The 25,826-nt window shown below is 72.0% G+C and carries 22 protein-coding genes; 7 read left to right on the top strand and 15 right to left on the bottom strand.

The features are described from left to right. Window positions 1-5: 5 nt before the first annotated feature. Together ACIPXM_RS26470 and ACIPXM_RS26465 are read right to left on the bottom strand one after the other, a co-directional pair. Window positions 6-1,796, bottom strand: coding sequence for an SDR family oxidoreductase (locus ACIPXM_RS26470; protein WP_401660045.1), 1,791 nt, complete (start codon window positions 1,794-1,796; stop codon window positions 6-8). Window positions 1,797-1,876: 80 nt separating this feature from the next. After that, a complete protein-coding gene (locus ACIPXM_RS26465; protein ID WP_401660043.1) occupies window positions 1,877-2,728 on the bottom strand; it encodes a M24 family metallopeptidase in 852 nt (283 codons plus the stop codon). A 272-nt stretch (window positions 2,729-3,000) separates the two neighbouring features. Between ACIPXM_RS26465 and ACIPXM_RS26460 the strand changes: the two genes are divergently transcribed. From ACIPXM_RS26460 to ACIPXM_RS26445, 4 genes are read left to right on the top strand one after another with little or no spacing between them, the layout of a single operon-like run. Next, window positions 3,001-3,960, top strand: a complete 960-nt coding sequence (locus ACIPXM_RS26460; protein WP_401660379.1) for an ABC transporter ATP-binding protein — start codon at window positions 3,001-3,003, stop codon at window positions 3,958-3,960. Beyond that, window positions 3,957-4,871 carry an ABC transporter permease gene (locus tag ACIPXM_RS26455; protein ID WP_401660040.1) on the top strand — a complete coding sequence of 305 codons (915 nt, stop codon included), beginning with the start codon at window positions 3,957-3,959 and terminating at the stop codon, window positions 4,869-4,871. The genes ACIPXM_RS26460 and ACIPXM_RS26455 overlap by 4 nt, the downstream gene beginning before the upstream one ends. Further along, window positions 4,868-5,782: an ABC transporter ATP-binding protein gene (locus ACIPXM_RS26450; protein WP_401660038.1), complete on the top strand. Its 915-nt coding sequence runs from the start codon at window positions 4,868-4,870 to the stop codon at window positions 5,780-5,782. The genes ACIPXM_RS26455 and ACIPXM_RS26450 overlap by 4 nt, the downstream gene beginning before the upstream one ends. A 14-nt stretch (window positions 5,783-5,796) precedes the next feature. Continuing rightward, the gene (locus ACIPXM_RS26445) at window positions 5,797-6,516 is read left to right on the top strand and encodes an ABC transporter permease (RefSeq protein ID WP_401660035.1); all 720 of its coding nucleotides are present in this window, start codon (window positions 5,797-5,799) and stop codon (window positions 6,514-6,516) included. 85 nt (window positions 6,517-6,601) lie between these two features. Here the strand turns inward: ACIPXM_RS26445 and ACIPXM_RS26440 are convergent, their stop codons facing one another. Then, complete coding sequence (locus tag ACIPXM_RS26440) at window positions 6,602-7,903, bottom strand: CynX/NimT family MFS transporter (RefSeq protein ID WP_401660032.1); 1,302 nt, start codon at window positions 7,901-7,903, stop codon at window positions 6,602-6,604. Further along, the gene (locus tag ACIPXM_RS26435) at window positions 7,900-8,631 is read right to left on the bottom strand and encodes a FadR/GntR family transcriptional regulator (RefSeq protein ID WP_401660029.1); all 732 of its coding nucleotides are present in this window, start codon (window positions 8,629-8,631) and stop codon (window positions 7,900-7,902) included. Before ACIPXM_RS26435 ends, ACIPXM_RS26440 begins: the two co-directional genes overlap by 4 nt. A gap of 196 nt (window positions 8,632-8,827) precedes the next feature. On the opposite strand from ACIPXM_RS26435, the gene lpdA reads away from it, so the two are divergent. Both lpdA and ACIPXM_RS26425 read left to right on the top strand, forming a co-directional pair. Then, a complete protein-coding gene (gene lpdA / locus ACIPXM_RS26430; RefSeq protein ID WP_401660026.1) occupies window positions 8,828-10,231 on the top strand; it encodes a dihydrolipoyl dehydrogenase in 1,404 nt (467 codons plus the stop codon). Window positions 10,232-10,459: 228 nt separating this feature from the next. Then, a complete protein-coding gene (locus ACIPXM_RS26425; RefSeq protein WP_401660023.1) occupies window positions 10,460-11,077 on the top strand; it encodes a rhomboid-like protein in 618 nt (205 codons plus the stop codon). A 197-nt stretch (window positions 11,078-11,274) separates the two neighbouring features. On the opposite strand, the gene ACIPXM_RS26420 is transcribed toward ACIPXM_RS26425, so the two are convergent. The 9 genes from ACIPXM_RS26420 to ACIPXM_RS26380 form a co-directional block, all read right to left on the bottom strand. Beyond that, window positions 11,275-12,114: an HAD family hydrolase gene (locus ACIPXM_RS26420; protein ID WP_401660021.1), complete on the bottom strand. Its 840-nt coding sequence runs from the start codon at window positions 12,112-12,114 to the stop codon at window positions 11,275-11,277. Further along, window positions 12,111-13,400, bottom strand: coding sequence for a serine--tRNA ligase (gene serS, locus ACIPXM_RS26415; protein WP_401660018.1), 1,290 nt, complete (start codon window positions 13,398-13,400; stop codon window positions 12,111-12,113). Before serS ends, ACIPXM_RS26420 begins: the two co-directional genes overlap by 4 nt. A gap of 464 nt (window positions 13,401-13,864) precedes the next feature. After that, window positions 13,865-14,800: a prephenate dehydratase gene (gene pheA, locus ACIPXM_RS26410; protein WP_401660015.1), complete on the bottom strand. Its 936-nt coding sequence runs from the start codon at window positions 14,798-14,800 to the stop codon at window positions 13,865-13,867. A gap of 74 nt (window positions 14,801-14,874) precedes the next feature. Further along, window positions 14,875-16,203, bottom strand: a complete 1,329-nt coding sequence (gene efeB / locus ACIPXM_RS26405) for an iron uptake transporter deferrochelatase/peroxidase subunit (protein WP_401660013.1) — start codon at window positions 16,201-16,203, stop codon at window positions 14,875-14,877. Between the two features lie 2 nt (window positions 16,204-16,205). Then, the gene (locus ACIPXM_RS26400; RefSeq protein WP_401660376.1) at window positions 16,206-18,149 is read right to left on the bottom strand and encodes a copper resistance CopC/CopD family protein; all 1,944 of its coding nucleotides are present in this window, start codon (window positions 18,147-18,149) and stop codon (window positions 16,206-16,208) included. A gap of 45 nt (window positions 18,150-18,194) precedes the next feature. Beyond that, window positions 18,195-18,674 (bottom strand): copper chaperone PCu(A)C, encoded by a 480-nt coding sequence (locus ACIPXM_RS26395; RefSeq protein ID WP_401660010.1) that lies wholly within the window; start codon window positions 18,672-18,674, stop codon window positions 18,195-18,197. Beyond that, a complete protein-coding gene (locus tag ACIPXM_RS26390) occupies window positions 18,671-19,450 on the bottom strand; it encodes an SCO family protein (RefSeq protein ID WP_401660008.1) in 780 nt (259 codons plus the stop codon). The genes ACIPXM_RS26395 and ACIPXM_RS26390 overlap by 4 nt, the downstream gene beginning before the upstream one ends. 33 nt (window positions 19,451-19,483) lie before the next feature. After that, window positions 19,484-20,248, bottom strand: coding sequence for a YcnI family protein (locus ACIPXM_RS26385; RefSeq protein WP_401660005.1), 765 nt, complete (start codon window positions 20,246-20,248; stop codon window positions 19,484-19,486). A gap of 225 nt (window positions 20,249-20,473) precedes the next feature. Next, window positions 20,474-21,304, bottom strand: a complete 831-nt coding sequence (locus ACIPXM_RS26380) for a hypothetical protein (protein ID WP_401660003.1) — start codon at window positions 21,302-21,304, stop codon at window positions 20,474-20,476. A 265-nt stretch (window positions 21,305-21,569) separates the two neighbouring features. On the opposite strand from ACIPXM_RS26380, the gene ACIPXM_RS26375 reads away from it, so the two are divergent. After that, window positions 21,570-22,019: an ATP-binding protein gene (locus ACIPXM_RS26375; protein WP_401660000.1), complete on the top strand. Its 450-nt coding sequence runs from the start codon at window positions 21,570-21,572 to the stop codon at window positions 22,017-22,019. A 97-nt stretch (window positions 22,020-22,116) separates the two neighbouring features. On the opposite strand, the gene ACIPXM_RS26370 is transcribed toward ACIPXM_RS26375, so the two are convergent. Together ACIPXM_RS26370 and ACIPXM_RS26365 are read right to left on the bottom strand one after the other, a co-directional pair. Further along, window positions 22,117-23,586 (bottom strand): aminopeptidase P family protein, encoded by a 1,470-nt coding sequence (locus ACIPXM_RS26370; RefSeq protein WP_401659998.1) that lies wholly within the window; start codon window positions 23,584-23,586, stop codon window positions 22,117-22,119. A 140-nt stretch (window positions 23,587-23,726) separates the two neighbouring features. Next, a complete protein-coding gene (locus ACIPXM_RS26365; protein WP_401659995.1) occupies window positions 23,727-25,181 on the bottom strand; it encodes a PP2C family protein-serine/threonine phosphatase in 1,455 nt (484 codons plus the stop codon). Window positions 25,182-25,826 lie beyond the last annotated feature (645 nt).

Raw genomic sequence — 25,826 nt, 5'->3', positions numbered from 1 at the left:
CTCGGCTACGCCGGGGGCCGCACCCGCGCGAGCCTGCGCAGCACGCCCGGCGCGAACCGGGACAGGGCGTGCGCGCCCCGCGCCTCCGGGGTCACCGGGACCACCGCGCGGTCGTCGAGCACCGCACGCAGGATCGCGTCCGCGACCTTCTCCGGCGGGTAGTTGCGCAGCCCGTACAGCCGCGACACCTTCCGCTGGCGGCGCCGCTCCTCGGCCTCGTCGGTCACCCCGGCGAACCGGGTGGTCGCCGTGATGTTGGTGTTCACGATGCCCGGGCAGATCGCCGAGACCCCGATGCCGCGCTCCGCGAGCTCGGCCCGCAGGCACTCGCTCAGCATCAGCACCGCCGCCTTCGAGGTGCTGTAGGCGGGCAGCGCGCGGGACGGCTGGAACGCCGCCGCCGAGGCCGTGTTGACGATGTGACCGCCCTGGCCGCGCTCGGCCATCTGACCGCCGAAGATCCGGCAGCCGTGGATCACGCCCCACAGATTGACGTCGAGGACCCGCTTCCACTCCTCGCTGGTGGTCTCGAAGAACGAACCGGTCAGCCCGATGCCCGCGTTGTTGACCAGGACGTCCACCACGCCGTGCTCGGCGGCGACCTTCGCGGCCAGCTTCTCCATCGCCTGCTCGTCGGTGACGTCGACGGCCTCGCCCCAGGCCCCTGGCGCGCCGATGAGCCGGCACATCTCGGCCGTGCGGACGGCTCCTTCGGCGTCCCGGTCGACGGCGACCACCCGGGCCCCGGCCTCCGCGAACGCGAACGAGGTGGCCCGGCCGATGCCGCTGGCGGCGCCGGTGACCAGGACCAGCTGGCCGCCGAACCGCTCCGCGTACGCGGGCCTGGTGTCCTTGCGGGCCACCGGGCGGTGCGCCTTGGCGGCCGGGTCCTCGTGCGCCTCGACGAACGAGGTGATCCAGGCGGCCAGTTGGTCCGGGCGGGTGCGCGGCGCCCAGTGCTTGGTCGGCAGGGTGCGCCGGGTCAGGTCCGGCACCCAGTCGCCCAGGTCGTCGTAGAGCCGCTGGGACAGATAGGCGTCCCCGGTCGGCGTGATCAGCTGCACGGGCGCGTGCGCGAAGGCGTCCGCGCGGGGGCGGGCGAACCGGGCGCGCACGTTGTCCCGGTAGAGCCAGGCGCCGTGCGCCGCGTCGTTCGGCAGCGAGGCGGTCGGGTAGTCGCCGGCCGGGAGCCCTTCGAGCCGCTCCAGGATCTTCGGCCAGCGCTTGGCGAGCGGGCCGCGCCAGGCGAGCTCGGGCAGCACGGGGGTGTGCAGCATGTACACGTACCAGGACTTGGCGCCCTGGCCGAGGAGCTGGCCGACCCGGCGCGGGGTGGGCCGGGTCATCCGCTTCTTGATCCAGTGCCCGAAGTGGTCGAGCGAGGGCCCGGACATCGAGGTGAAGGTGGCGATCCGGCCCTCGGTGCGGGCGACCGTCACGAACTCCCAGGACTGCACCGAGCCCCAGTCGTGGCCGACCAGGTGCACCGGGCGGTCCGGGCTGACCGCGTCCGCGACCGCCAGGAAGTCGTCGGTCAGCTTCTCCAGGGTGAAGCCGCCGCGCAGCGGGGCCGGTGCGGTGGACCGGCCGTGGCCCCGGACGTCGTACAGGACGACGTGGAAGCGCTCGGCGAGCCGGGGCGCGACCTCGGACCAGACCTCCTTGGAGTCCGGATACCCGTGCACCAGGAGGACCGTGGGGCGGCCCGGGTCGCCCAGCTCGGCCACGCACAGCTCGATCCCGCCCGTGCGGACCCGGCGCTCCCGCGCCCCGTCGAGACCGGTGGTTCCCGCCATCAGCCCTGCTCCTTCGTCCGTCGCCCGACCCTGGTCGGCTGCTCGTCCCCCGCCGGTCCTTGTGCCCGGTCCGCGGCCCGTCATGACGCCCCGCCCCAGCGCCGTACGTGCGGCAGGTCGTCGTCCAGCCAGAAGGCGCTCTCCTCGGGGTCCGCGGAGTCGGTGACGACCAGGATCTCCTCGAACTTCGCGCCCGTGCCCCGGAACCCGAGGTGCGGCTCGACCGCCCACAGGCCCGGCCTTGGCGGATGGTCGGAGAACCGGTACGGCGACCAGAGCGGCGACCAGCCGTCCCGGTGGCCGTGCAGGGCGTCGCTCGCCAGGCCCTTCAGGGACTGGGTGCCGAACCCGAACAGGGTCGGCGACCAGCGGCGCTCCTTCACCCGGTCGATCTTGTGGGCGATCACCCCGAAGGGGTAGGCCCGGTGCCGGTTCGCGTACCCCTGGCGGACCATGAGGGCGTCCACGTCCTGGTAGATCTCGCGCAGCGTGCGGCGCTCGCGGACCTCGCGCAGGATCAGCTCCCGGTGGTCCTTCAGGTCGGCGAGCAGCTTGTCGTGCAGCGGATTCAGGCCGAGGCAGCCCGAGTAGCCGATGTCCGCCGTGTAGCCCTTGTACACCGGGGCCATGTCGAGGACGAACGGCATCCCGGGTTCGAGCCGGCGGCCGGTCGGGAAGAACTGGAGCGGGATCTTGAAGTCGACGAAGGCGGTCCGGTCGCCGAACCAGGCGAACGGCCGGTGGAACCAGTCGCGCACCCCCCGCTCGTACAGCCACTCGCGCTGCATCCGGGCCGCGTCCCGCTCGGTCACCCCGGGCCGCAGCTGGGCCGCGACGGCCTCCGCGCACGCGTAGGAAAGCCGCTGCACCTCCTGGAACCCGCGCAGCTCCGCCGTGAGTTCGCGCGTCACCGCCGTGCCTGCCGCCGCCATGGTCACCCCGCCCGTCCCGTGCGAGCGCGGACCGGCCGGAGATCCCGGACCGTCGCGCTACGCGTCCGTAACTTGACATCGATGAATGTGACAATGCCCGGCGGCTGCGTCAAGGGGTGCGACGCAAGGCTGTGGAAAACCCGCGAATCGCGCCGCCCGAGCGACTTTGGTCTCGATTCCCCTACGGGCCCGTACACCTGCAGTCGGACAGCGAAGTATCCCCAGGGCTGACGACGGCTGTGGCGCACACCACTACCGTCGATGACGTGACTGTGATCGCGACCGAAAGCCTCAGCAAGCGGTTCCCCCGGGTGACCGCTCTCGACCGGCTCTCCCTGGACATCGGGCCCGGTGTGACCGGACTTGTGGGTGCCAACGGAGCCGGCAAGTCGACCATGATCAAGATTCTTCTTGGTCTGGCCCCCGCCACGGAGGGCCGCGCCCATGTGCTCGGCCTCGACGTGGCGACCCAAGGCGCCCAGATCCGCGAGCGCGTCGGCTACATGCCGGAGCACGACTGCCTGCCGCCCGACGTCTCGGCCACCGAGTTCGTCGTGCACATGGCGCGCATGTCGGGCCTCCCGGCCACCGCCGCCCGCGAGCGGACCGCCGACACCCTGCGCCACGTCGGGCTCTACGAGGAGCGCTACCGCCCGATGGGCGGCTACTCGACCGGCATGAAGCAGCGCGTGAAGCTGGCCCAGGCGCTGGTCCACGACCCGCAGCTGGTGCTGCTCGACGAGCCGACCAACGGGCTCGACCCGGTCGGCCGCGACGACATGCTCGGCCTGATCCGCCGGGTGTGGACGGACTTCGGCATCTCGGTCCTGGTCACCTCGCACCTGCTCGGCGAGCTGGAGCGCACCTGCGACCACGTCGTCGTCATCGACGGCGGGCAGCTGCTGCGGTCCAGCTCCACCAGCGACTTCACCCGGACCACCACGACCCTCGCGGTCGAGGTCACCGACACCGACCGGCACCCCGACGGCACCGAGGCGCTGCGCGCCGCCCTCACCGCGGCCGGAGTCACCCTCCACGCGGGCGTGGAGGACGGTCTGCCGGGCGCCGGACACATCCTGCTCCTGGAGGCGGCGGGCGAGGACACCTACGACCTCGTCCGGGACACCGTCGCCGGTCTCGGCCTCGGCCTGGTGCGCATGGAGCAGCGCCGCCACCACATCGCCGAGGTCTTCAAGTCGCCGCAGCAGCAGGAGGAGGTGCCCACGCGATGAGCGCCCAGGCCCCCGGGCCCGCCCAGGCCCGTGACACCAGCCAGATCCACAACATCGGCTACCGCAACTACGACGGACCGCGGCTCGGCCGCGCCTCCGCGCGCCAGGCACTGTTCTCGCAGTCCCTGCGCGGTGCGTACGGACTCGGCCGCAGCGCCAAGTCCAAGGTGCTGCCGATGCTGCTGTTCGCCGTGATGTGCGCCCCCGCGCTGATCATCGTGGCGGTCGCCGTGGTCACCAAGCAGTCCAAGCTGTCGATCGAGTACACCCAGTACGCGATCTTCCTCCAGATGGTCATCGCCATCTTCGTGGCCTCCCAGGCCCCCCAGTCGGTCTCCCGCGACCTCAGGTTCCGCACCGTGCCGCTCTACTTCGCCCGCCCGATCGAGCGCTTCGACTACGTCGTCGCCAAGTTCGGCGCGATGGCCTCGGCGCTCTTCGTGCTGACCGCCGCCCCGCTGCTGATCATGTGGATCGGCGCGCTGCTCGCCAAGATGGACTTCGCCGAGCAGACCAAGATGTTCGGCCAGGGGCTCGTCTCCGTCGCGCTGCTCTCGCTGCTCTTCGGCGGCCTCGGCCTGGTCATGGCGGCCCTCACCCCGCGGCGCGGCTTCGGCGTCGCCGCCGTGATCGCCGTCCTGGTCATCTCCTACGGAGCGGTCTCCACCCTCCAGGGCATCTCCTACGGCACGGACAACATCGGCGCCGTGAAGTGGATCGGCCTGTTCTCGCCGATCACCCTCATCGGAGGAGTGCAGGACGCCTTCCTCGGCGCGCCCACCGCCGCCCCCGGCGGCGAGGCCGCCGCACCCGGCATGGGCGTCGGCGTGGTCTACGTGCTGGTCGTCCTCGCGCTGATCGCCGGTTCGTACGGCGTGCTGATGCGCCGCTACCGAAAGGTCGGGCTGTGACCACCCTGAACATCGACCACGTCTCGCGCTGGTTCGGCAACGTCGTGGCCGTCAACGACATCACGATGACGATCGGCCCGGGCGTCACCGGACTGCTCGGCCCCAACGGCGCCGGGAAGTCCACCCTCATCAACATGATGGGCGGCTTCCTCCCGCCCTCCACCGGCACCGTCACCCTCGACGGGGCGACGATCTGGCGCAACGAGTCGGTCTACAAGGAGATCGGCGTCGTCCCCGAGCGGGAGGCGATGTACGACTTCCTCACCGGCCGCGAGTTCGTCGTCGCCAACGCCGAGCTCCACGGCCTCGGCGACGAGGAGGCCCGGCGGGCCCTCGCCACCGTCGAGATGGAGTACGCGCAGGACCGCAAGATCTCCACGTACAGCAAGGGCATGCGGCAGCGCGTGAAGATGGCCTCGGCCCTCGTCCACGAGCCGTCCGTGCTGCTGCTCGACGAGCCGTTCAACGGCATGGACCCGCGCCAGCGCATGCAACTCATGGACCTGCTGCGCCGGATGGGCGCCGACGGCCGCACGGTGCTGTTCTCCTCGCACATCCTGGAGGAGGTCGAGCAGCTCGCCTCGCACATCGAGGTGATCGTGGCCGGACGGCACGCCGCCTCCGGCGACTTCCGCCGCATCCGCCGCCTGATGACCGACCGGCCGCACCGCTACCTGGTGCGCTCCAGCGACGACCGGGCCCTCGCGGCGGCGCTGATCGCCGACCCGTCGACGGCCGGCATCGAGGTCGACCACAGCGCCGAGGGCGGACTGCGCATCCAGGCCGTCGACTTCGGCCGCTTCACCGAGCTGCTGCCGAAGGTCGCCCGGAGCCAGGGCATCCGGCTGCTCACGGTCTCGCCCTCGGACGAGTCCCTCGAATCCGTCTTCTCGTATCTCGTCACGGCCTGAAAGGAGCCCGACCGATGTACAACCCCACCGTCGCCCGGCTCACCTACCGGGCCCTCCTCGGCCGTCGCCGGGCCCTGATCCTGTTCGCGCTGCCCGCGCTGCTGATCGTGATCGCCTGCGCGGTCCGGCTGCTCAACGGCGCCGACGACCAGGTCGCCGCCGACTTCCTGGGCGGCTTCGCCCTCGCCACCATGGTCCCGCTGATCGGCGTCATCGCCGGTACCGGCGCGATCGGCCCGGAGATCGACGACGGCTCGATCGTCTATCTGCTCTCCAAGCCGGTGAAGCGGTCCACGATCATCTTCACCAAGCTGATCGTCGCCGTCGCGGTCACGATGGTCTTCTCCGCCGTGCCCACCCTGATCTCCGGCTACATCCTCAACGGCAACGGCCAGCAGATCGCCGTCGCCTACACGGTGGCCGCCCTGGTGGCCTCCATCGCCTACAGCGCGCTGTTCCTGCTGCTCGGCACGGTCAGCCGGCACGCCGTCGTCATCGGCCTGGTCTACGCGCTGGTCTGGGAGGCCCTGTTCGGCTCCCTGATCTCCGGCGCCAAGACCCTCAGCGTCCAGCAGTGGGCGCTGGCTCTGGCGGAGAAGGTCACCGGCGACAGCCTGATCAGCTCCGACGTGGCGCTGCCGACCGCGGTCGTGCTGCTCACCGTGGTGACGGTCGCCGCCACCTGGTTCGCGGGCCGCAAGCTGCGCACGCTGACCCTGGCGGGCGAGGAGTAGCCCCCGGCCCCCGGTGCCCGGCCCCCTCGCGGGGCCACGCGGCCCGGAGCCGTACGGCCCGGAGCACGGGAGCTTCCCGAGTGGCTCAGACCGTACGGTTCCGGGCCGCGAGCAGTCCCACGCCCAGGGCCGCCGCGCAGACGCCGAGCACGGCCACGATCGGCGGCGTCCAGGAACCGGTCGACTGGTGCAGGGCGCCGGCCGCCAACGGGCCCACCGCGGCGAGCAGATAGCCGATGGTCTGCGCCATCCCGGACAGCCGGGCGGCGGTCGGCGCGTCGCCCGCGCGCAGCACGATCAGGGTGAGCGCGAGGCCCACCGCCCCGCCCTGGCCCACCCCGAGCACCGCGGACCACAGCCAGGCGCCCTGCACCGGGGCCACCATCAGACCCGTGTACCCGGCCGCGACCATCGTCGTGACCAGCACGATCAGCGGCCGCTGACCGCGCATCCGGCCCGCGAGCAGCGGCACCGCGAAGGCGCCCGCGACCTGGATCAGGTTGTTGAAGGCGAAGACCACACCGGCGGTGGAGCGGCTCATCCCGTGGTCGGTGAAGATCGTCGGCATCCAGGCGATCAGCACGTACGACCACAGCGACTGCAGCCCCATGAACAGGGTCACCTGCCAGGCGAGCGCCGACCGCCACACCGAGCGGCCGGGCCCCGCCGGACCGGCGACCGGCCCGCCCCGGCCGGTCGCCAGCCCGTGCCCCGTCCGGCCGCGGGCGATCAGCACCTGCGGCAGCCAGGCCACGGCGGCCACCACCGCGAGCAGCGACCACACGGCGAGCGAGCCCTGCCAGCCGCCGAGCGTCCGCTCCAGCGGCACCGAGGAGGCCGCGACGACCGTGGCACCGGCGATCATCGCCCCGGTGTAGACCGAGGTCATCGACGCGGCCCGGTCCGGGAAGTCCCGCTTGATGAGCCCCGGCATCAGCACGTTGAGCAGCGCGATCGCGGTGCCCACCAGCACCCCGCCCGCGTACAGCGCCGCCGCCGACGGCAGCACCCGCACCACGATCCCGGCGGCGAGCAGCAGCAGCGCCGCGAACAGCACCCGCTCCGCCCCGAACCGCCGCCCCAGCCACGGGGCCACCAGCGCGCCGACCCCGAGGAACAGCACCGGCACCGAGGTCACCAGCGAACTCGCCGCCGACGACAGCCCGTACGTCTCCGCCAGCTCCCCCACCAGCGGCGACACGCTCGCCAGCGCGGCCCGCATGTTCAGCGAGGCCAGCACGATGCCGACGAGCAGCAGCGCCGGATGCGCGAGCAGCGCCCGCCGGGCCGCCGCCCCGGCCGCCGACGGCCGTACGCCCGCCTCGGCGTCGACGAGCAGCCGCGCCTCGGCCTCGGCGGGGGTGGTCCTCGTGTCGGAGCCGCTCATCGCCCGGCCCCCGCGCCCGCGCCCGTACCGGAGGAATCGTCCGCACCGGAGGACCCGCCCGCCGCGAGCGCCGACACCACCTCAAGGGGCACCCGCAGCAGCTCCCGCGCCGCCGCCTCGGCGGCCTCCGCGTCCGCCGCCTCGATCGCCGCGACCAGCGCCTCATGGGCGTCGATGTCGACCGGCGGCATGCTCCGGTCGCCGAGCGCCGTCACCAGGACCTCGTGCACCTGGGCCGAGAAGAAGCGGTAGACCTCGCGGAAGGCGGTGTTGTGGGCGGCCTCGACGACCGCGAAGTGGAAGGCGAGGTCGGCGTCGGCCGCCCGGTCGCCCTCCTCGCGCAGGGTGGCGAGCGCGGCCCGCAGCCGCAGCAGGTCGTGGGTGTCCCGGCGGACCGCAGCGAGCCGCGCGGCCTCCGCCTCCAGGGCGGCGCGCAGCTCCAGGACGTCCCGGGCGCCCGCGTGCCGCACGCCCTGGAGCACGGCGGCCGGGTCGGCGGTGGAGCGGACGAAGGTGCCGTTGCCCTGCCGGGACTCCAGGAGCCCGGAGTGCACGAGCACCCGGACCGCCTCGCGGACGGTGTTGCGGCCGACGCCGAGCTGCTGCGCGAGTTCGTGCTCGGTGGGGATGCGGTCGCCGACCGCCCACTCGCCGTCCGCCAGCTGGGCCCGCAGCTGCTCGACCACGGAGTCCACCAGCGAGGTCCGGCCCGCCGCCCTCAGTGTCATGCGCCCTCATCCATCCGATCGATCATCCGGTTGCCCAGTCATCCTACAACTGCCCCCTGGTGTCCGCCGGTGATCCCCCGGTCCCCCGGCCCGGCCGCGACGACCGGACTACTGTGGGCTCGTACGTGGCCCGCACGCGGTCCGCGTCCGGCCTGTACGCGCGGACCGCACACCCTCACCCTCTCGGGAGTCAGTCATGTCAGACCGCTTCGACGTCGTCGTACTCGGAGCTGGCCCCGGCGGCTACGTCGCCGCCATCCGCGCCGCCCAGCTGGGCAAGCGGGTCGCGGTCGTCGAAGAGAAGTACTGGGGCGGTGTCTGCCTGAACGTCGGCTGCATCCCCACCAAGGCGCTGCTGCGCAACGCCGAGCTCGCGCACATCTTCACCCACGAGGCCAAGACCTTCGGCATCAAGGTCGACGGCACGGTCAGCTTCGACTACAACGAGGCGTTCAGCCGCAGCCGCACGGTCGCGGACGGCCGGGTCAAGGGCGTCCACTTCCTGATGAAGAAGAACGGCATCACGGAGTTCGACGGCCGCGGCACCTTCGTCGACGCGCACACCCTCCAGGTCGCGAAGTCGGACGGCACCACGCAGACGATCACCTTCGACGACTGCATCATCGCCACCGGCGCCACCCCGCGCCTGCTGCCCGGCACCGCGCTGAGCGACCGCGTGGTCTCGTACGAGCAGCAGATCCTCGCCGAGGACGCCCCGAAGTCGATCGTCATCGCGGGCGCCGGCGCGATCGGCATCGAGTTCGCCTACGTCCTGAGCAACTACGGCACCAAGGTCACCATCGTCGAGTTCCTCGACCGGATGGCCCCGCTGGAGGACGAGGAGGTGTCGAAGGAGCTGGCCAAGCAGTACCGCAAGCTCGGCATCGACGTCCTCACCTCCACCCGCGTCGAGGCCATCGACGAGTCGGGCCCGCAGGTCCGCGTCACGGTCACCGGCAAGGACGGCGCCCAGAAGGTCCTGGAGGCCGACAAGGTCCTGCAGGCCATCGGCTTCGCCCCGAACGTCACCGGCTACGGCCTGGAGAACACCGGGGTCGCCCTCACCGAGCGCGGCGCCATCGACGTCGACGGCCGCTGCCGCACCTCGGTGCCGAACATCTACGCCATCGGCGACGTCACCGCGAAGCTGATGCTCGCGCACACCGCCGAGGCGATGGGCGTGATCGCCGCCGAGACCCTCGCGGGCGCCGAGACGATGGAGCTCGACTACGCGATGATCCCGCGCGCGACCTACTGCCAGCCGCAGATCGCGAGCTTCGGCTACACCGAGGCGCAGGCCCGTGAGAAGGGCTACGACGTCAAGGTCGCCAAGTTCCCGTTCATGGCGAACGGCAAGGCCCACGGCCTCGGCGACACCACCGGTTTCGTGAAGATCGTCGCCGACGCGAAGTACGGCGAGATCGTCGGCGCCCACCTGATCGGCCCGGACGTCACCGAGCTGCTGCCCGAGCTGACCCTGGCCCAGCAGTGGGACCTCACGGTGCACGAGGTCGCCCGCAACGTCCACGCCCACCCGACCCTGGGCGAGGCCGTCAAGGAAGCGATCCACGGCATCGCGGGCCACATGATCAACTTCTGACCGGCTGATCCCTCGCTCAGTCGCTCAGTCGCTCAGTCGCTCAGTCGCTCCGCCGCTCAGCGGCGAATCACCGGGTCGGGGTCGGGTTTTCTCATAAATCACCCAGCTCGGGGTGATAGGCACGGATATGTGCCTCGTGAAACGCCCCGTGGAATGCCCCGCGACACCCCGTCCCCGGCGCCCGCGCGCCAGCCGGGCGGCGAGCCGTCCCGACCGATCAGGTCGTGGGTGGCCTCGTCGCCCGGCACGCACGTCTGGCTCGCGGTCATCGCGATCACCAGCCTGGTGATCGCGCTCTCCCCCGACGGCCTCGAGCACTATCTGCTGCACCGCAACAGCAGCAATCTCTTCGAGCTCTCCCGGCATCCGATGCGGGCCCTGCTCGGCAGCGCCTTCTGGATCGAGAACCCGGAGAGCCTGGTCCTCTACGCGGTGCTCTTCGAGGTGTTCCACGCGCCGGTGGAGCGCTGGCTCGGCACTCTGAAGTGGCTGGTGGTGGTCGCCACCGCGCACGTCGCCGCCACCCTGATCAGCCAGAAGGTGGTCCTGGAGGCGATCCAGGACCATGACGTGCCGCGCAGCATGGCGCACGTCGTGGACATCGGGGTGAGTTACGGGCTCGCCGCCTCGGTCGGCATCCTCACCTACCGGATCCCCCGGCCCTGGCGCTGGTGCTACCTGGTGGGCGTGGTGACCTTCTTCGCCGTACCGATGGTCAGCAATCACACGTACACGGATCTCGGGCACGCGATCTCGCTGGTCATCGGGCTCGCGTTCTGGCCGCTGACCCGGTCGGGACCGTGGGGAAAACCGTTGGTGGGACCGGGACACCCCGGCGCAGACTAGAGACGCCTCAGCACGACGAGGGGGTACGGGACGGGGTGGCCGCTTCGAGCGCGCGGTGGCGAACCGCGCGGGCCGCCCCGCTCCCACCGAACCGCGATGCGACCGCCACCGCGACCTGCCGACCGGACCGCCGGACGGGCGGTCCAGTCGGTCCAGTCGGTCCAGTCGGTCCAGTCGGGCCGGGCGGTCCAGTCGGGTCAGCCCTGCAGCAGGCGCTCCAGGACGACGGCGATGCCGTCCTCCTCGTTCGACCCGGTCACCTCGTCGGCGACCGCCTTCAGCTCCGCGTGCGCGTTGGCCATGGCCACGCCGTGCGCCGCCCAGCCGAACATCGGGATGTCGTTGGGCATGTCGCCGAAGGCGATGGTGTCGGCGGCCTTGACCCCGAGCCGGCGCGCGGCGAGCGAGAGCCCGGTCGCCTTGCTCAGGCCGAGCGGCAGGATCTCCACGATGCCCGCGCCCGCCATCACGATGTCGACCAGGCTGCCGACGGTGGCCCGGGCCGCGGCGACCAGCGCGTCGTCGCTCAGCCCGGGGTGCTGGATGTAGAGCTTGGTGAGCGGCGCCGCCCACAGCTCCGCCGGGTCCTCGTACGGCACGTACGGCAGCGGGCCGCCCTGCACCTGGTAGCCGGGGCCGATCAGGACCGCGCCGTCCAGGCCGTCGCGGCTCGCGGCCACGGCGAGCGGGCCGACCTCGGCCTCGATCTTGGACAGCGCGAGCCCGGCGAGCTGCCGGTCCAGGGTCACCGAGGTGAGCAGCCGGTGCTCGCCCGCGTGGTAGACCTGCGCGCCCTGGCCGCAGACCGCCAGGCCCTGATAGCCGAGGTCGTCCAGGATGTGCGTGGTCCACGCGACCGAGCGGCCGGTCACCACGATGTGCGCGGCCCCGGCCGCCGTGGCGGCGGCGAGGGCGTCACGCGTCCGCGGCGACACGGACTCGTCGGCGCGCAGCAGCGTGCCGTCGAGGTCCGTGGCGACGAGCCGGTACGGGAAGGATCCCGCCGGGGTCGGTGCAGGGGTGGTGCCGGTGCTCACTTGGCGATCGGCTCCAGGACCTCGCGGCCGCCGAGGTACGGGCGGAGCACCTCGGGCACCCGTACCGAGCCGTCGGGCAGCTGGTGGTTCTCCAGGATCGCCACGATGGTGCGCGGGACGGCGCACAGCGTGCCGTTCAGGGTGGCGAGCGGCTGCACGGTCTTCTTGCCGTCCTTCTCCTCGCGCATGCGCACGGAGAGCCGGCGGGCCTGGAAGCCGTCGCAGTTGGAGGCGGAGGTCAGCTCGCGGTACTTGCCCTGGGTCGGGATCCACGCCTCGCAGTCGAACTTGCGGGAGGCGGAGGAGCCGAGGTCGCCGGTGGCCACGTCGATCACCTGGAAGGGCAGCTCAAGAGCGGTGAGCCACTGCTTCTCCCAGTCCAGGAGGCGCTGGTGCTCGGCCTCGGCGTCCTCCGGAGCGACGTACGAGAACATCTCGACCTTGTCGAACTGGTGGACGCGGAAGATGCCGCGGGTGTCCTTGCCGTACGTGCCGGCCTCGCGGCGGAAGCACGGGGAGAAGCCCGCGTAGCGCAGCGGCAGCTTGTCGGCGTCGATGATCTCGTCCATGTGGTACGCGGCGAGCGGTACCTCGGAGGTGCCGACCAGGTAGTAGTCGTCCTTCTCCAGGTGGTACACGTTCTCCGCGGCCTGGCCGAGGAAGCCGGTGCCCTCCATGGCGCGCGGGCGGACCAGCGCGGGGGTGAGCATCGGGATGAAGCCGGCCTCGGTGGCCTGCGCGATCGCCGCGTTGACCAGGGCGAGCTCCAGGAGCGCGCCGACGCCGGTCAGGTAGTAGAAGCGGGAGCCGGAGACCTTCGCGCCGCGCTCGACGTCGATGGCGCCCAGCAGCTCGCCGAGCTCCAGGTGGTCCTTGGGCTCGAAGCCCTCGGCGGCGAAGTCGCGGATGGTGCCGTGCGTCTCGAGGACGACGAAGTCCTCCTCGCCGCCGACCGGCACGTCGGAGTGGACGATGTTGCCGAGCTGGAGCAGCAGCGCCTTGGCCGTCTCGTCGGCCTCGTTCTGCTCGGCCTCGGCGGCCTTGACGTCGCTCTTCAGCTGCTCCGCCTTCTGGAGCAGAGCGGCGCGCTCCTCGGGGGATGCCTTGGGGATCAGCTTGCCGAGCGACTTCTGCTCGGAGCGGAGTTCGTCGAAGCGGACGCCGGACGACCTGCGCCGCTCATCGGCGGAGAGCAGGGCGTCGACGAGGGCGACGTCCTCTCCACGGGCGCGCTGGGAGGCGCGAACACGGTCGGGGTCCTCACGGAGCAGGCGAAGGTCAATCACCCCACCAGGCTACCGGTGCGACAGCCGCGGCCCCAGTCCGTTATTGCTTTGCGTGTCGCTTTGCCCGAATTGCTTTATTTTTCGGTGATTTCCGTATTCTGGGGTTCTCCCCGGTGTCGTACCCCGCCCCAGAGTTATCCACAGGCTGTGCGAAAGATCTGTGGACGAGGGGGAATCGGGGAAGATCGACGATCTTCGCGATCATTTTCGCACCCGTTCCCACTCGTTCGAGTGGGAATAGCTCGCCCCGAAGAGTGGGGTCCTGGAGCAGGGGTGACGACGATTTGTCGACTCGATCCAGCGTTGCGGTGGAGTGAATGCGTGAGCTTGTCGACTTGTCCCCAGGGCGGGAGGCAAGCCTGTGGATAACCGTGTGGGAAAACGAAAAATATGCAGGTAGGACTTGCTGTTCGTACCTGTGGACGAACAGCGTCCAGGACCCAACGTCCAGGGCCCAACTGGGCTCAGGCCCGGCCGTCCTGCGCGCGGGTCAGCCAGTCGGACGCCTCGGTGAACTCCAGGTCCGACGTGCCGCGGCGCAGCGGCCGTACGTCCTCACGGGACGCGCCCGCCCGCGGATAGGAACCGAGAAAACGGACATTCGGGCAGATCCGCTTCAGACCCATCAGCGCCTCGCCGACCCGCCGGTCCGCGATATGGCCCTCGGCGTCGACCGCGAAACAGTAGTTGCCGATTCCGGCTCCGGTGGGCCGGGACTGGATCAGCATCAGGTTCACGCCACGGACGGCGAATTCCTGGAGGAGTTCGAGCAGCGCGCCGGGGTGGTCGTCGCCCAGCCACAGCACCACCGAGGTCTTGTCCGCGCCGGTCGGCGCCGCGGGCCGGGCGGGCCGGCCCACGAGCACGAAACGCGTCTCCGCGTTCTCGGCGTCGTGGATCTGCGTGACCAGCGGCTCCAGGCCGTACGTCGCCGCCGCGAACTCACCCGCGAAGGCCGCGTCGAACCGGCCCTCCTGGACCAGCCGGGCGCCGTCCGCGTTCGAGGCGGCCGACTCCCACACCGCCTCGGGCAGATGCGACCGCAGCCAGTTCCGCACCTGCGGCTGCGCGACCGGGTGGCCGGTCACCGTCTTGATCTCCGAGAGCTGGGTGCCGGGCCGCACGAGCAGCGCGAAGGTGATCGGCAGCAGCACCTCGCGGTAGATCATCAGCGGCTCGCCGGAGGCCAGCTCGTCCAGGGTCGCGGTGACCCCGCCCTCGACCGAGTTCTCGATCGGCACCAGCGCGGCCGCCGCTTCGCCGTTGCGCACCGCGTCCAGGGCGGCCGGGACCGAGACCATCGGCACCAGTTCCCGCGTCGCGGCCTCGGGCAGCGTACGCAGCGCGGCCTCCGTGAAGGTGCCCTCAGGACCGAGATACGTGTACCGGGTGGCTGACATGCGATCACCCTAACGTCAGCCGCCCCGGCGGGGCCCCGGCCTTCGAAACCGTCTCAGGACTCGGAACCCGGGGCTCAGGACTCAAGCAGCCGCTGGCCCACGTACTCGCCCTCGGCGGGGCCGCCCGGCACCGCGAACAGGCCGCTGGCCTCGTGCCGCAGGAACGGGGACAGCGCGTCGCCGCGGTCCAGCTTCCGCTGCACCGGCACGAAACCGCGCAGCGGATCGGCCTGCCAGCAGACGAAGAGCAGCCCGGCGTCCGGGGTGCCGTCCGCCGCGATCCCGTCGTGGAAGGAGAACGGCCGCCGCAGCATCGCCGCGCCGCCGTTCTGTTCGGGGGCGGAGATCCGGGCATGGGCGTTGTCCGGGATCACGGTCCGGCCGTCCGGGCCCCGCTTGTTCAGGTCCAGCGGGGTGGTCTCGGTGCCGCCGGTCAGCGGGGCGCCGTCCGACTTCCGCCGCCCGATCACCTTCTCCTGCGCGCCCTGCGCCAGCCGCTCCCAGTCGTCGAGCAGCATCCGGATCCGCCGCACCACCGCGTACGAGCCGCCCGCCATCCAGTCCTGCGCGCCGCTCGCGCCCTGCGGCACGAAGATCCGGCGGTCGAAGTCGGGGTCCGCGGGCTTGGGGTTGTTGGTGCCGTCGACCTGTCCCATCAGATTGCGGGCCGTCATCGGGCGGGCGGTGGCACCGGCCGACCGGTTGAAACCGTTCATCTGCCAGCGCACCCGGGCCGCGGACCCCGCGTCCTTCTGCAGCGCGCGCAGCGCGTGGAAGGCGACCAGGGAGTCGTCGGAGCCGATCTGCACCCACAGATCGCCCTCGGAGCGCTTCGGGTCGAGCGCGTCGGAGGAGAACGCGGGCAGCGGGTCGAGCTGCTCCGGGCGGCGGGCGGCGAGCCCGGTGCGGTCGAAGAAGCTCCGGCCGAAGCCGAACGTCACCGTCAGCGAGGAGGGCCCGGCGTCGAGCGCGACCCCGGTGTCGGCACCGGCCGTCACCGGGCGGCCCGCCATCAGCGCCTTCGCGATGGCCGACCAGCGGCGCAGCAGCGCGGCGGCCTCCTTGCGGCCCGCGCCGGGGGCGAGGTCGAAGGCGACCAGGTGCCCCCGGGACTGAAGCGGAGTGGTGATCCCCGCTTGATGTTTCCCGTGAAACATCACCTGGGTGGCGCCGACCGAGCTCAGCGACCCGGCGGCCCCGCCGGTGGACCCACCGGCCCCGTCGGCGCCGCTGTCCGACACCGCCGCCGCGATCCCGGCCCCGGCGCCGCCGCCGATCAGCAGCCCGGCGGCCCCGGCCGCGCCGACGGTGCCGAGGACCCGCCGTCGCGAGAACTCGACGACGTCCTCGGAACCGCCGCCGTTGCTGTCGCTGTTGCTGTCGCTGGTGCTGGTGTCGCTCACGTTCAGCCGATCTTCACGGTCTTCTCGATGGTGGTCTGGTCGATGTCCGAGGTACGGATCGTCACCTGCATCAGCCATTCGCCGGGCATCGGCAGCTGCACGCCGCTCGCGCTCCAGTGTCCGGTCTGGATGCGGTCGGGCAGCACCGGCAGCGGGCCGATGTCCTTCGCCTTGAGCGTGAACGCGACCTTCACCTCCGGCACGTCGAGGCCGCGGCCGTTGGGCCGGGTGACATAGATGTGCAGCGCGTTCGCCCCCGTACGGCCGGGGTCGAGGGTGAGCTGCACGGTGCCCTTGCCGTCGGTGCCGCCGGTGTCGAACGGCAGCCGGACGTCGACCTGACGGTTCGGCACCGCCCCGGCGCCCGCGGTGGTCCGGCCCTGGCCGGCCTCCTCCTCGGTGCGGCCCGGCTCGGTGGAGGTGAGCACGGTGGTGACGGCGAGCAGCACGACGGCGACCGCCGCCTCGGTGAGCACCGAGCGGCGCAGCCCGGCCCGCTCGGGGTCGGCGTCCCGCTCCTTCTTGCGGCGGGCGGTGGCGACGGCGGCCCGCTGGCGGGCGAGCTGCGCGGCGCGCTCACCGTCCCCCTCGCCCCCGGCCTCGTCGGCCGTACGGTCCAGCTCGACGTCGGTCTCGACGTCGGTCTCGGCGTCGACGTCCGTGTCCGTGTCCGTACGAGCGTCCGTGTCCGTGCCCGCCGGTTCGGCGATCCGCCGCACCCAGCGCCGCGACACCCAGCCGATCCCGACGAGCACGGCCACCAGGCCGATCTTCACCAGGAGCAGCTGTCCGTACCGCGTGTCCGTCAGCGCCGACCAGCTGCCGACCTGCCGCCAGGACTGGTAGACACCGGTGACGGCCAGGACCACGACCGAGCCGAACGCCACCTTCGAGTAGCGCTCGACCGCCGACCGGTCGACCCGCGGACCCCACTGGAGCGCCACGAGCAGCGCGGTGAGCCCGCCCAGCCAGGCGGCCACGGCCAGCAGGTGCAGGATGTCGACCGGCATCGCGATGCCCGGCTGGAGTCCGGTCGAGGCGTGCTCGGCCAGCGCCCAGGTGCCGGCGATGCCGGCCGCGACGACGGTGCCGCCGATGGCGAGGCCGAAGGTGAGGTCCTTGTGCTCCTTCTCGTCCGTCCGCCGCGCGTAGGCGCCGAACAGGACGGCCACGAAGAGCGCCGCCGCGCCGAGCAGCAGCAGCCGGGACGAGAGCGCGGCCCCGGTCTTCGTCTCCAGGACGGCGCGCAGCCCGTCGAGGTCGAAGACGTCGGCCAGCTTCCCGGTCCTGGTGTACGGGTGGCGCAGCAGCAGCAGCGCCAGGGTGGCCCCGGTCAGGGCGAGCCAGCCGCGTACGACGAGCCGCTGCACCGGACGCACGGCGGCCCCGCGCGGCCAGCAGACCAGGACGAACGCGCCGCCGCCGACGAGGACGACGAATCCGGCGTACGCGAGGTAGCGGGCGATCCCGTAGAGCGCGCCGACCAGGCCGCCGCCCACCGCGGTGGCGGTGTCGTCGGCCGTGACGGCGGTCTTGGAGGGGGCGCCGATGGAGAAGGTGAACGCGCCGGCCACCGGGTGGCTGTCGGCGGAGACGGTCTGCCAGGCCACCGTGTAGGTGCCGTCGGGCAGTCCGGGCAGCAGCTCGACGCCGTAGCGGACGATCGAGCCGCTGCACAGGTCGCGTATCTCCCCGGTGTCGACCCGCTTCCCCGCCGGGTCGAGGACCCGGATGGAGTCGCCGCTCATGGCGACCTGCTCGGAGAAGGTGAGGTTGACGTCCTTGGGGGCGGTGGCGACCACCGCCCCGTCCTGCGGGTCGCTGCCGGTCAGGGCCGCGTGCGCGGACGCGGGGCTCGCGGTGGCGAGCAGGGCGCCCAGGAGCGCGGCGGCGACGAGCAGCAGCCGGGCGAGGGCCGGTCCGAGGCGCGGGGCGGTGGTCGTCATCATGTGGGTGTCAGTCCCTCAAAGAGCTCAGTGCTGCTTGGGGTTTCAGTGCTGCTTGGGGTTGTGGTTGGGCGCCTCGACGGGAACCTCGACCTTGATGGGGCCGGACTTCTCGAAGTGGAGCTCGATGCCGACCTTCTCGCCCTGCTTCGGCTTCTTCTTCAGCTCCATGAACATGATGTGGTTGCCACCGCGTTCGAGCTTGAGTTCACCGTTGGCCGGGATGTCGAAGGACTTCACCTCCTGCATCTTCTGGTTCTTCGTCTCGTGGATCGTGACGTCGTCCGAGATGTCGCTGGTGACGGAGGTGAGCTTGTCGGCGCTCTTGCCGCTGTTGGTGATGGTGAGGAAGCCGCCGGCCATGTCCATCACCGGCTGCGGCATGAACGCGCCGCTCACCTTCAGGGCCGGTCCCTGCTCCGCGCCGGACCCGGCGGCGTCGGAGTCGGCGGAGGAGCACCCGGTCAGCGCGAGCGCGGCGGCGAGCGCCACGGCGGCGGACAGGGTGGTGGTGCGGCGGTTCACGGGTTCTCCCCCTTGATGAGCTTCGGCAGGTCCTTGGCGTAGTCGTCGGCGGTGGTGTCCTCGCCGTACAGCACATAGCCCTGGTCGGTGGTCGGCGAGAACGCGATCACCTGGGCGCCGTGCATGGAGACGACGTTGCCGTCCTTGTCCTTCGTGGCCGGGTCGATGCCGATGCCGATGGAGCGGGCACCGGCCTGGATGGCCTTGAAGTCGCCGGTCAGACCGGTGAAGGACGGGTCACCGGCGGCGGGCAGCCACTTGCCGAGCTCGGCGGCGGTGTCCCGCTCCGGGTCGGTGGTGACGAAGACGACCTGGAGCTTGTCCTGGTCGGCCTTGGGGAGCTGCTTGCGGGCGATGGCGATGTTGCTCATCGTCAGCGGGCAGACGTCCGGGCAGTGGGTGTAGCCGAAGTAGAGCAGGGTCGGCTTGCCCTTGGTGCGCTCGCGCAGCGAGTACTCCTCGCCCTTCGCGTCGGTGAGGACGAGGTCGGGCTTGGTGAAGGGCCGGTCGAGGACGGTGGCGGCCTTGGTGTTGTCGCTGCCGCCGGAGACCTCGGCCACCGCGCTGCCGGTGCCGTTCGCGGGCTTCTTGTCGTCGCCGCCGAGGCCGACCGCGGCGGTGACGCCGATGGCCGCGACGATCGCGAGGGTGGCGATCACCAGCGGGGTGCGGCGGCCCGGACGGTTCGGGCCGCCGGCGGCGGACGTCTTCGCTCCCGAGGCCGTGGACGGGGACGCCTTGGGGTCGGGCGTCGCGTCGGATGTCTTGTCGGACATGGTGATTTCTTTCGGTGGAGAGGGGGACGGCCGTCAGGCCGAGCGGCGGCGCCCGGCCAGGACACCGAAGGCGATTCCGGCGACACCGACCAGGATGCCGATCACGCCGAGCACCCGGGCGGCGTTGTCGGTCGAGCCGGCCGCCTCGGCGTGGCCCTTGTCGTCCTTGCCGTGCTCGGAGCCCTTGGCATCCTTGTCGGCCTTGTCGTCCGCGGCGGGCGTGGCGCCGCCGCCGTGGTGGTCGTCGGACGCGGCGGACAGCTTCAGGACGGGCGCCGGGCTCTCGGGCTCGGCGGCACCCTCCTTGGACTCCTCGATCCAGCGGACGACCTCGTTGTTGTCGTAGGTCTGGATCGCCTTGAGGACCAGCTGGTCGGTGTCCTCGGGCAGCTGGCCGAGGGAGAGCGGGAACTGCTGGAACTGGCCGGGGCCGATCTTCGATCCGTCGGCGGTCCAGGTGACCTTGGCGACGGCCTCGTTGATCTTCTTGCCGTGCAGCTCCAGCGGCTTCGCCAGCTTCGCCTTGGTGACCTCGACCTTCCAGCCGGGGACCGGCTGCGGCATCACGGAGGCCAGCGGGTGGTCGGTCGGGAAGTTGACCTCGACCTTGACGGTGGAGGCGTTGTCGCGCTCGTTCGGCACCTTCACATTGACGGTGGCGTAGCCGCCCTTGGCGGCCTGGCCCTGCGGCTGCACGCTGACGTGCGCGAACGCGGGGCCGGAGAGCAGCAGCACGGAGGAGGCGGCGACACCGCCGGCGACGGCGGCGCGGGAGAGGAAGGTACGGGAAACGCTCATGGCAGAAACACTCCAGCTCGAAAGGGCAGTGCTCGGGACGAGCACTGGAAGGGCTCGAAACGGGACTGACGGGAACGGTGCTGACGGTCCGCGTGCGGGCGCGGACGGCCGCGGACCCGGCTCGGGACCCGGAGGACCCGCGACCTGGCCGCCGGTCACGACATGCGCGTACGACGCATGCGCGTACGACCGGAGGGGTCGGGAGGTCCGGGTGAGCGGTCCGCGTCAGGCTGCGAGGACGCAGTCGGCGGCGGCCGGTGGGCCGCGTCTGATCACCGTGTGCTGAAGTGCCCGCGCCACCAGCGGCGGCACGGTGTCGCGAGCGGGCCTGGCGGGATCGCCGGGACCGGTGGCCGGGGCCGCCGGAAGACCGGCGAGCAGGGCCCGTACGAGGGAGAGCGCGGCCCGCAGCGACCGGACGAGCGCGCACTCGGCGAGCTCGACGGCGCCCTGCGCGGACAGCGTGGTCAGCCGCCCGAGGGCGAGGTCGCCCCGGCGCAGCAGCCAGCCGGTCGCGAGCGCGGCCAGCAGATGGCCGAGCAGCATCGGCAGGCTCGGCACGAGCTCGCCGAGGCCGGAGGCCGCACCGGCGCCCGCCGCCCCCGCCATGTGGTGGTGCGCCCCGCCCATGGCGCCCAGCGCGCCGCCGCCCATCGGCCCGCCGGGCGCGGGCGCGAGCCCGGCGTCGCGGACGATCCTGGCGGCGTCGGCCGGGCTCATCGCGGCGGCTCCGCCCCCGCAGACCAGCTTGGCGGCGAGCCGTACGAGGGTGTCGTCGGCCTGCGGTCCGAGGGCGACCCGGCGCTGGCCGAGGCCGAACAGGGCGTGCAGGCCGAGCTGTCCGAAGGCCAGCCCGCCGACGATCGCGGAGAGCGAGCGGCGGCGGTCGGCGAACAGCACGGTGACCCCGAAGATGCCGAGGAACCCGGCGACGAGGGACCACAGGGCGATGCCCGCGCAGGCGGCGAGCGCGTGCCCGAGCCCGGACAGCACGACGCAGACCGCGGTGAACACCGCGGCCCTCAGCAGACGTGGCGCGAGCGCGGGGGCAGTCATGGCGGGCCCATCATCGCACCAGGCCCACCCCTCCCATACGGCAGGTCCGTAAGGTCACCCTTGCGGGTCTTGGGGAGGAGATCACCCCTGGTCCGGGCAGTTGTCCGGCCCCCGCCCGGCACCGGCATACACCGGCGTGCGCGGTGCGCGCGTCCGCCGAACGGGGGCTCTTCGTCCGCTCAGGGGCTTATGGACCATCCCGTCCGGCAATACGTATCGGTATGTCGTGCCGCAGCATGTCGAGCCGCAGCCTGGAGGCTGGAGCATGAGCATCTGGTGGTCCCTGCATCTGCGGCGCGAGGCCGCGAGCGTTCCGCTCGCCCGGCGGCTGTTGCTCGGCACGATGGAGACGGCGGGGGTCGATCCGGACGTCTCGTACGACCTGTCGGTGGCGCTCACCGAAGCCTGTGCGAACGCCGTGGAGCACGGCGGCGCCGCCGGACCGCCGGGTCGCGGCCCGGCCTCGGAGGCGTACCGGGTGACCGCCTATCTCGACGGCGAGACCTGCCGGATCGAGGTCGCCGACGCGGGCCCGGGCTTCGGCGGCGGGACCCCGCCGCCGCCCGCAGCCGACGCGGAGTGCGGGCGCGGCCTTCGGCTGATCGAGGAGCTGGCCGACCACGTCCACTTCGGGCGGACCGGGCGCGGCGGTGCGCTGGTCTCCTTCGACAAGATCATCAAATGGCGCCCGGACGCGCCCCTCGCCCTCACCTAGGGCCGGCCGGGAGTCCTGGACACGACGGAGCCCCCGCGGGACCGACCGGTCCCGCGGGGGCTCCTTCCGTACGCGTCCTTCGTCCTGCCGGGCGGGCTCAGCCCTTCAGGCCGGCCATCCACGCCTCGACCTCGGCGGAGCGGCGCGGCAGCTGGTCCGACAGGTTCCGGTTGCCCTCGGCCGTCACCAGGATGTCGTCCTCGATCCGGACGCCGATGCCCCGGTACTCCTCGGGCACGGTCAGGTCGTCGGCCTGGAAGTACAGACCCGGTTCGACCGTCAGGCACATGCCCGGCTCCAGGGTCGTGTCGACGTACGACTCGGTGCGCGCGGCGGCGCAGTCGTGGACGTCCATGCCGAGCATGTGACCGGTGCCGTGCAGGGTCCAGCGGCGCTGCAGACCGAGCTCCAGGACGCGCTCCGCCGGGCCCTCGACCAGGCCCCACTCGACGAGCTTCTCGGCGAGCACGCGCTGCGCGGCGTCGTGGAAGTCGCGGTAGGCGGCGCCGGGCTTCACCGCGGCGATGCCCGCCTCCTGCGCCTCGTACACGGCGTCGTAGATCTTGCGCTGGACGTCGGTGAACCGGCCGTTGACCGGCAGGGTGCGGGTGACGTCGGCGGTGTAGAGCTCGGTGGTCTCCACACCGGCGTCGAGCAGCAGCAGGTCGCCGGAGCGGACCGGGCCGTCGTTGCGGACCCAGTGCAGGGTGCAGGCGTGCGGTCCGGCGGCGGCGATGGTGCCGTAGCCGACGTCGTTGCCCTCGACCCGGGCGCGCAGGAAGAAGGTGCCCTCGATGTAGCGCTCGCTGGTGGCCTCGGCCCTGTCGAGCACCTTGACGACGTCCTCGAAGCCGCGCGCGGTGGACGCGCACGCCTTGGACAGCTCGGCGATCTCGAAGTCGTCCTTCACCAGGCGGGCCTCGGAGAGGTAGACCCGCAGCTCCTCGTCGCGCTCGGCGGTGACCTTGTCGGTCAGCGCGGACTCGATGCCGGCGTCGTGGCCGCGGACGTTGCGGACCGGGCCGGTGGCCTCCTTGAGCGACTCGGCCAGCTCGCGGACGTCCTTCGCCGGGATGCCGAGCAGCTGCTCCGCCTCGGCGAGGGAGTGGCGGCGGCCGACCCACAGCTCGCCCATGCCGTCCAGCCAGAACTCGCCGTTCTCGCGGTCGGAGCGGGGCAGCAGGTAGATCGTGGCGCGGTGGCCGCCGGTGACCGGCTCCAGGACGAGGACGCCGTCGTGGGTCTGGTCGCCGGTGAGGTACGCGTACTCGGTGGAGGCGCGGAAGGCGTACTCGGTGTCGTTCGACCGGGTCTTCAGGTTCCCGGCGGGGATCACCAGACGCTCGCCCGGGAAGCGGGCGGAGAGCGCGGCCCGGCGGGCGGCGGTCTGCGCGGCCTGGGCGATCGGCGTGAGGCCGTGCAGCTCGGTGTCGGCCCAGCCGGACTTCATGTTCTCGGCGAGCTCGTCGGAAACGCCCTGGTACAGGCCGTTCTTGCGCTGCTTGATCGCCTGCTCCTCGGACTCCTCCGGGGTCTCCGGGTACTCCGCGGTGAGCTCCTCGGCCACGGGTCTGCCTCCTTGTGGGTACGACGCTGGAACCTTCCCCATCGTACGGTCGTGCGGAAGCGACCCGGAGGCGGAAGCCCTCGCTCCGGTTCAGCTCACTCGAATTCGGCCCACTCGAGTTCAGCTCACGCGAAATCGGATCACTCGAAGCGGGCGGCGAGCAGGACCACGTCCTCACCGCCCGCGTCCATGCCGTCACGGCCGTCCCGTCCATCACGGCCGTCCCAGCCGCCGCGGCCGTCCAGGCCCTCCGGCAGCAGGGTCCGCAGCACATGGTCGGCGACCGCGCCCGGATCGGCCCGGTCCGCCTTCGGCACCCCGGCGGCCGCCGCGTGCAGCCGGGCGAAGGCCCGGTCCATGGCGTCGCCGGTCCGGCGCAGCAGCCCGTCGGTGTAGAGCAGCACCGTTTCTCCGGGCGCGGGCGACAGCTCGACGCTGGGCGCCTCCCAGCAGGACAGCATCCCGAGCGGCGCGGACAGCGAGGTCTCGACGTACTCGGTGCGGTCCGGGCCGACGACCAGCGGCGGGGTGTGCCCGGCCCCGGCGAGCACGATCCGGCGGCTCGGCGGCTCGCAGTAGGCGAACAGGGCGGTCGCGGAGCGGGCGGGCTCGGTCAGCCGCAGCAGCAGTTCCAGGTCGGACAGGACGGCGACCGGGTCCTCGCCCTCCATCACGGCGTACGCGCGCAGCGAGGCGCGCAGCCGTCCCATGGCGGCCAGGGCACTCGGCCCGTTGCCGGAGACCGAGCCGACGGCGAGCCCGAGCGCGCCCTCGGGCAGCGGCAGCGCGTCGTACCAGTCGCCGCCGCCGCGCGGTCCGGTGAGGTGCCGGGCGGCGAGCTGCACGCCGGGGACCCGGGGGAGGCGGCTGGGCAGCAGTTCCTCGGCGACGGTGTCGATCCGGACCCGGGCCCGCCGGACCTCCAGGAGCCGGGCGAGGTGCTCGGCGGCGAACCGGCCGTAGAGGCCGACCAGGTGCCGCTGGCGCTCGGCGGGCTCGGCCGGTTCGTCGTACAGCCAGACCAGGGCGCCGAGCCCGCCCGCCCGCTCGGTGGCGAGCGGCAGCGCGAAGCTGGCGGCGTAGCCGAGCCGGGCGGCGACCTCGCGGTGGCGCGGGTCGAGGTCCGCGTCCCCGCGCAGGTCGGGGACGGCGATGGGGCGGGGCAGCGCGCCCTCGGTGAGCGGGTCGAGACCGTCGAGGATCCGGCCGTACGAGGTGGCCCCGCGCGGCACGGTCTCGATGGTGCCGAGTTCGGCGTGGGCGAGCCCCAGGCCGACGGTGAGGGCGGGGCCGAGACCGTCGGCGGGTTCCAGGACGGCCATCCCGCGGCGGGCGCCGACCAGGGCGGCTCCGGCGCGCAGCACCTCGTGCAGGGCGTCGTCGAGCGAGCCGGTGCGGATCAGTGACTCGGTGAGTTCATGGAGCAGGGTGAGATCGGAGACCCAGCCCGCGAGGCGGTCCTGGAGCGGGCCGCCGGGGTCGAGCTCACCGCTCGGCAGCGGGGGTGTGAGGGGCGCGGCCGGGGCCGCAGTGTGGGGTGGAGAAGGAACAGTGGAATCGATTCCGGCCACTTTCGGCGCGCGCTGTGTACTCATCGCACTCGGCTTTCCGACCTGCGCGTTTCATGCAATAGCATCGCAAACCCCCAAGTCATTCTGCGCCGCTACCCATCGATCCACATCTACACGCAGATGTGGAGTGATGTCCAGCATTGTCACGACGGGACTTCTGGTGTCCGTGGGATCTGACGAGAGGGTTGAACAGTAGGGGAAGTTGGCCGAAAATTGACCCCTGTGTGCACCATTCGCGGTCGACTGGCGTCGTTTCAAAGCGCGTCATTTAGAGCGTGACGGGTACGTAATCGGTGACGGGCAGGGGCAGTTGGAGCCGCCCCTGAATACGGACGCGGAACCCGAGCGTCCTCATCACCGCAGGCAGCACCCCTACCCCGAGTGGCGGGGAACGTGTTCCGGCAGCACCGGCCATCAGGGCCGCGGACCCGGAACGCCCGCCGAGAGCGCCCGCAGAGTCCGGGCGCCGCTCGTATGCGCAGGACGCGCAGTGAGCAGTGACACGCACGGTGAAGACAGGTGCACGTAGTGTGAGCCACCCGCGTGAGCAAGGCGTGCGCGGATATGTGGCGATGTACGGCGATATGCATGGTGTGATGTGGATTCGGCGTTCAACGGAAAGGAACGAGCGCTCATGCGCGAGATCCTCGGAAGGCGACGCGGGCTCCG

This window comes from Streptomyces sp. NPDC090025, from assembly GCF_044748125.1.
In the GTDB taxonomy this organism is placed as follows: domain Bacteria; phylum Actinomycetota; class Actinomycetes; order Streptomycetales; family Streptomycetaceae; genus Streptomyces.
This window is presented reverse-complemented; position numbering and strand designations above follow the sequence as displayed.

What these genes read in the sequence shown, in the direction of transcription:
- ACIPXM_RS26470 (WP_401660045.1), bottom strand. Translation starts at nt 1,796, where the DNA reads ATGGCGGGAACCACCGGTCTCGACGGGGCGCGGGAGCGCCGGGTCCGC.
- ACIPXM_RS26465 (WP_401660043.1), bottom strand. Translation starts at nt 2,728, where the DNA reads ATGGCGGCGGCAGGCACGGCGGTGACGCGCGAACTCACGGCGGAGCTG.
- ACIPXM_RS26455 (WP_401660040.1), top strand. Translation starts at nt 3,957, where the DNA reads ATGAGCGCCCAGGCCCCCGGGCCCGCCCAGGCCCGTGACACCAGCCAG.
- ACIPXM_RS26445 (WP_401660035.1), top strand. Translation starts at nt 5,797, where the DNA reads ATGTACAACCCCACCGTCGCCCGGCTCACCTACCGGGCCCTCCTCGGC.
- ACIPXM_RS26440 (WP_401660032.1), bottom strand. Translation starts at nt 7,903, where the DNA reads ATGAGCGGCTCCGACACGAGGACCACCCCCGCCGAGGCCGAGGCGCGG.
- ACIPXM_RS26435 (WP_401660029.1), bottom strand. Translation starts at nt 8,631, where the DNA reads ATGACACTGAGGGCGGCGGGCCGGACCTCGCTGGTGGACTCCGTGGTC.
- lpdA (WP_401660026.1), top strand. Translation starts at nt 8,828, where the DNA reads ATGTCAGACCGCTTCGACGTCGTCGTACTCGGAGCTGGCCCCGGCGGC.
- pheA (WP_401660015.1), bottom strand. Translation starts at nt 14,800, where the DNA reads ATGTCAGCCACCCGGTACACGTATCTCGGTCCTGAGGGCACCTTCACG.
- ACIPXM_RS26400 (WP_401660376.1), bottom strand. Translation starts at nt 18,149, where the DNA reads ATGACGACCACCGCCCCGCGCCTCGGACCGGCCCTCGCCCGGCTGCTG.
- ACIPXM_RS26390 (WP_401660008.1), bottom strand. Translation starts at nt 19,450, where the DNA reads ATGTCCGACAAGACATCCGACGCGACGCCCGACCCCAAGGCGTCCCCG.
- ACIPXM_RS26385 (WP_401660005.1), bottom strand. Translation starts at nt 20,248, where the DNA reads ATGAGCGTTTCCCGTACCTTCCTCTCCCGCGCCGCCGTCGCCGGCGGT.
- ACIPXM_RS26380 (WP_401660003.1), bottom strand. Translation starts at nt 21,304, where the DNA reads ATGACTGCCCCCGCGCTCGCGCCACGTCTGCTGAGGGCCGCGGTGTTC.
- ACIPXM_RS26375 (WP_401660000.1), top strand. Translation starts at nt 21,570, where the DNA reads ATGAGCATCTGGTGGTCCCTGCATCTGCGGCGCGAGGCCGCGAGCGTT.
- ACIPXM_RS26365 (WP_401659995.1), bottom strand. Translation starts at nt 25,181, where the DNA reads ATGAGTACACAGCGCGCGCCGAAAGTGGCCGGAATCGATTCCACTGTT.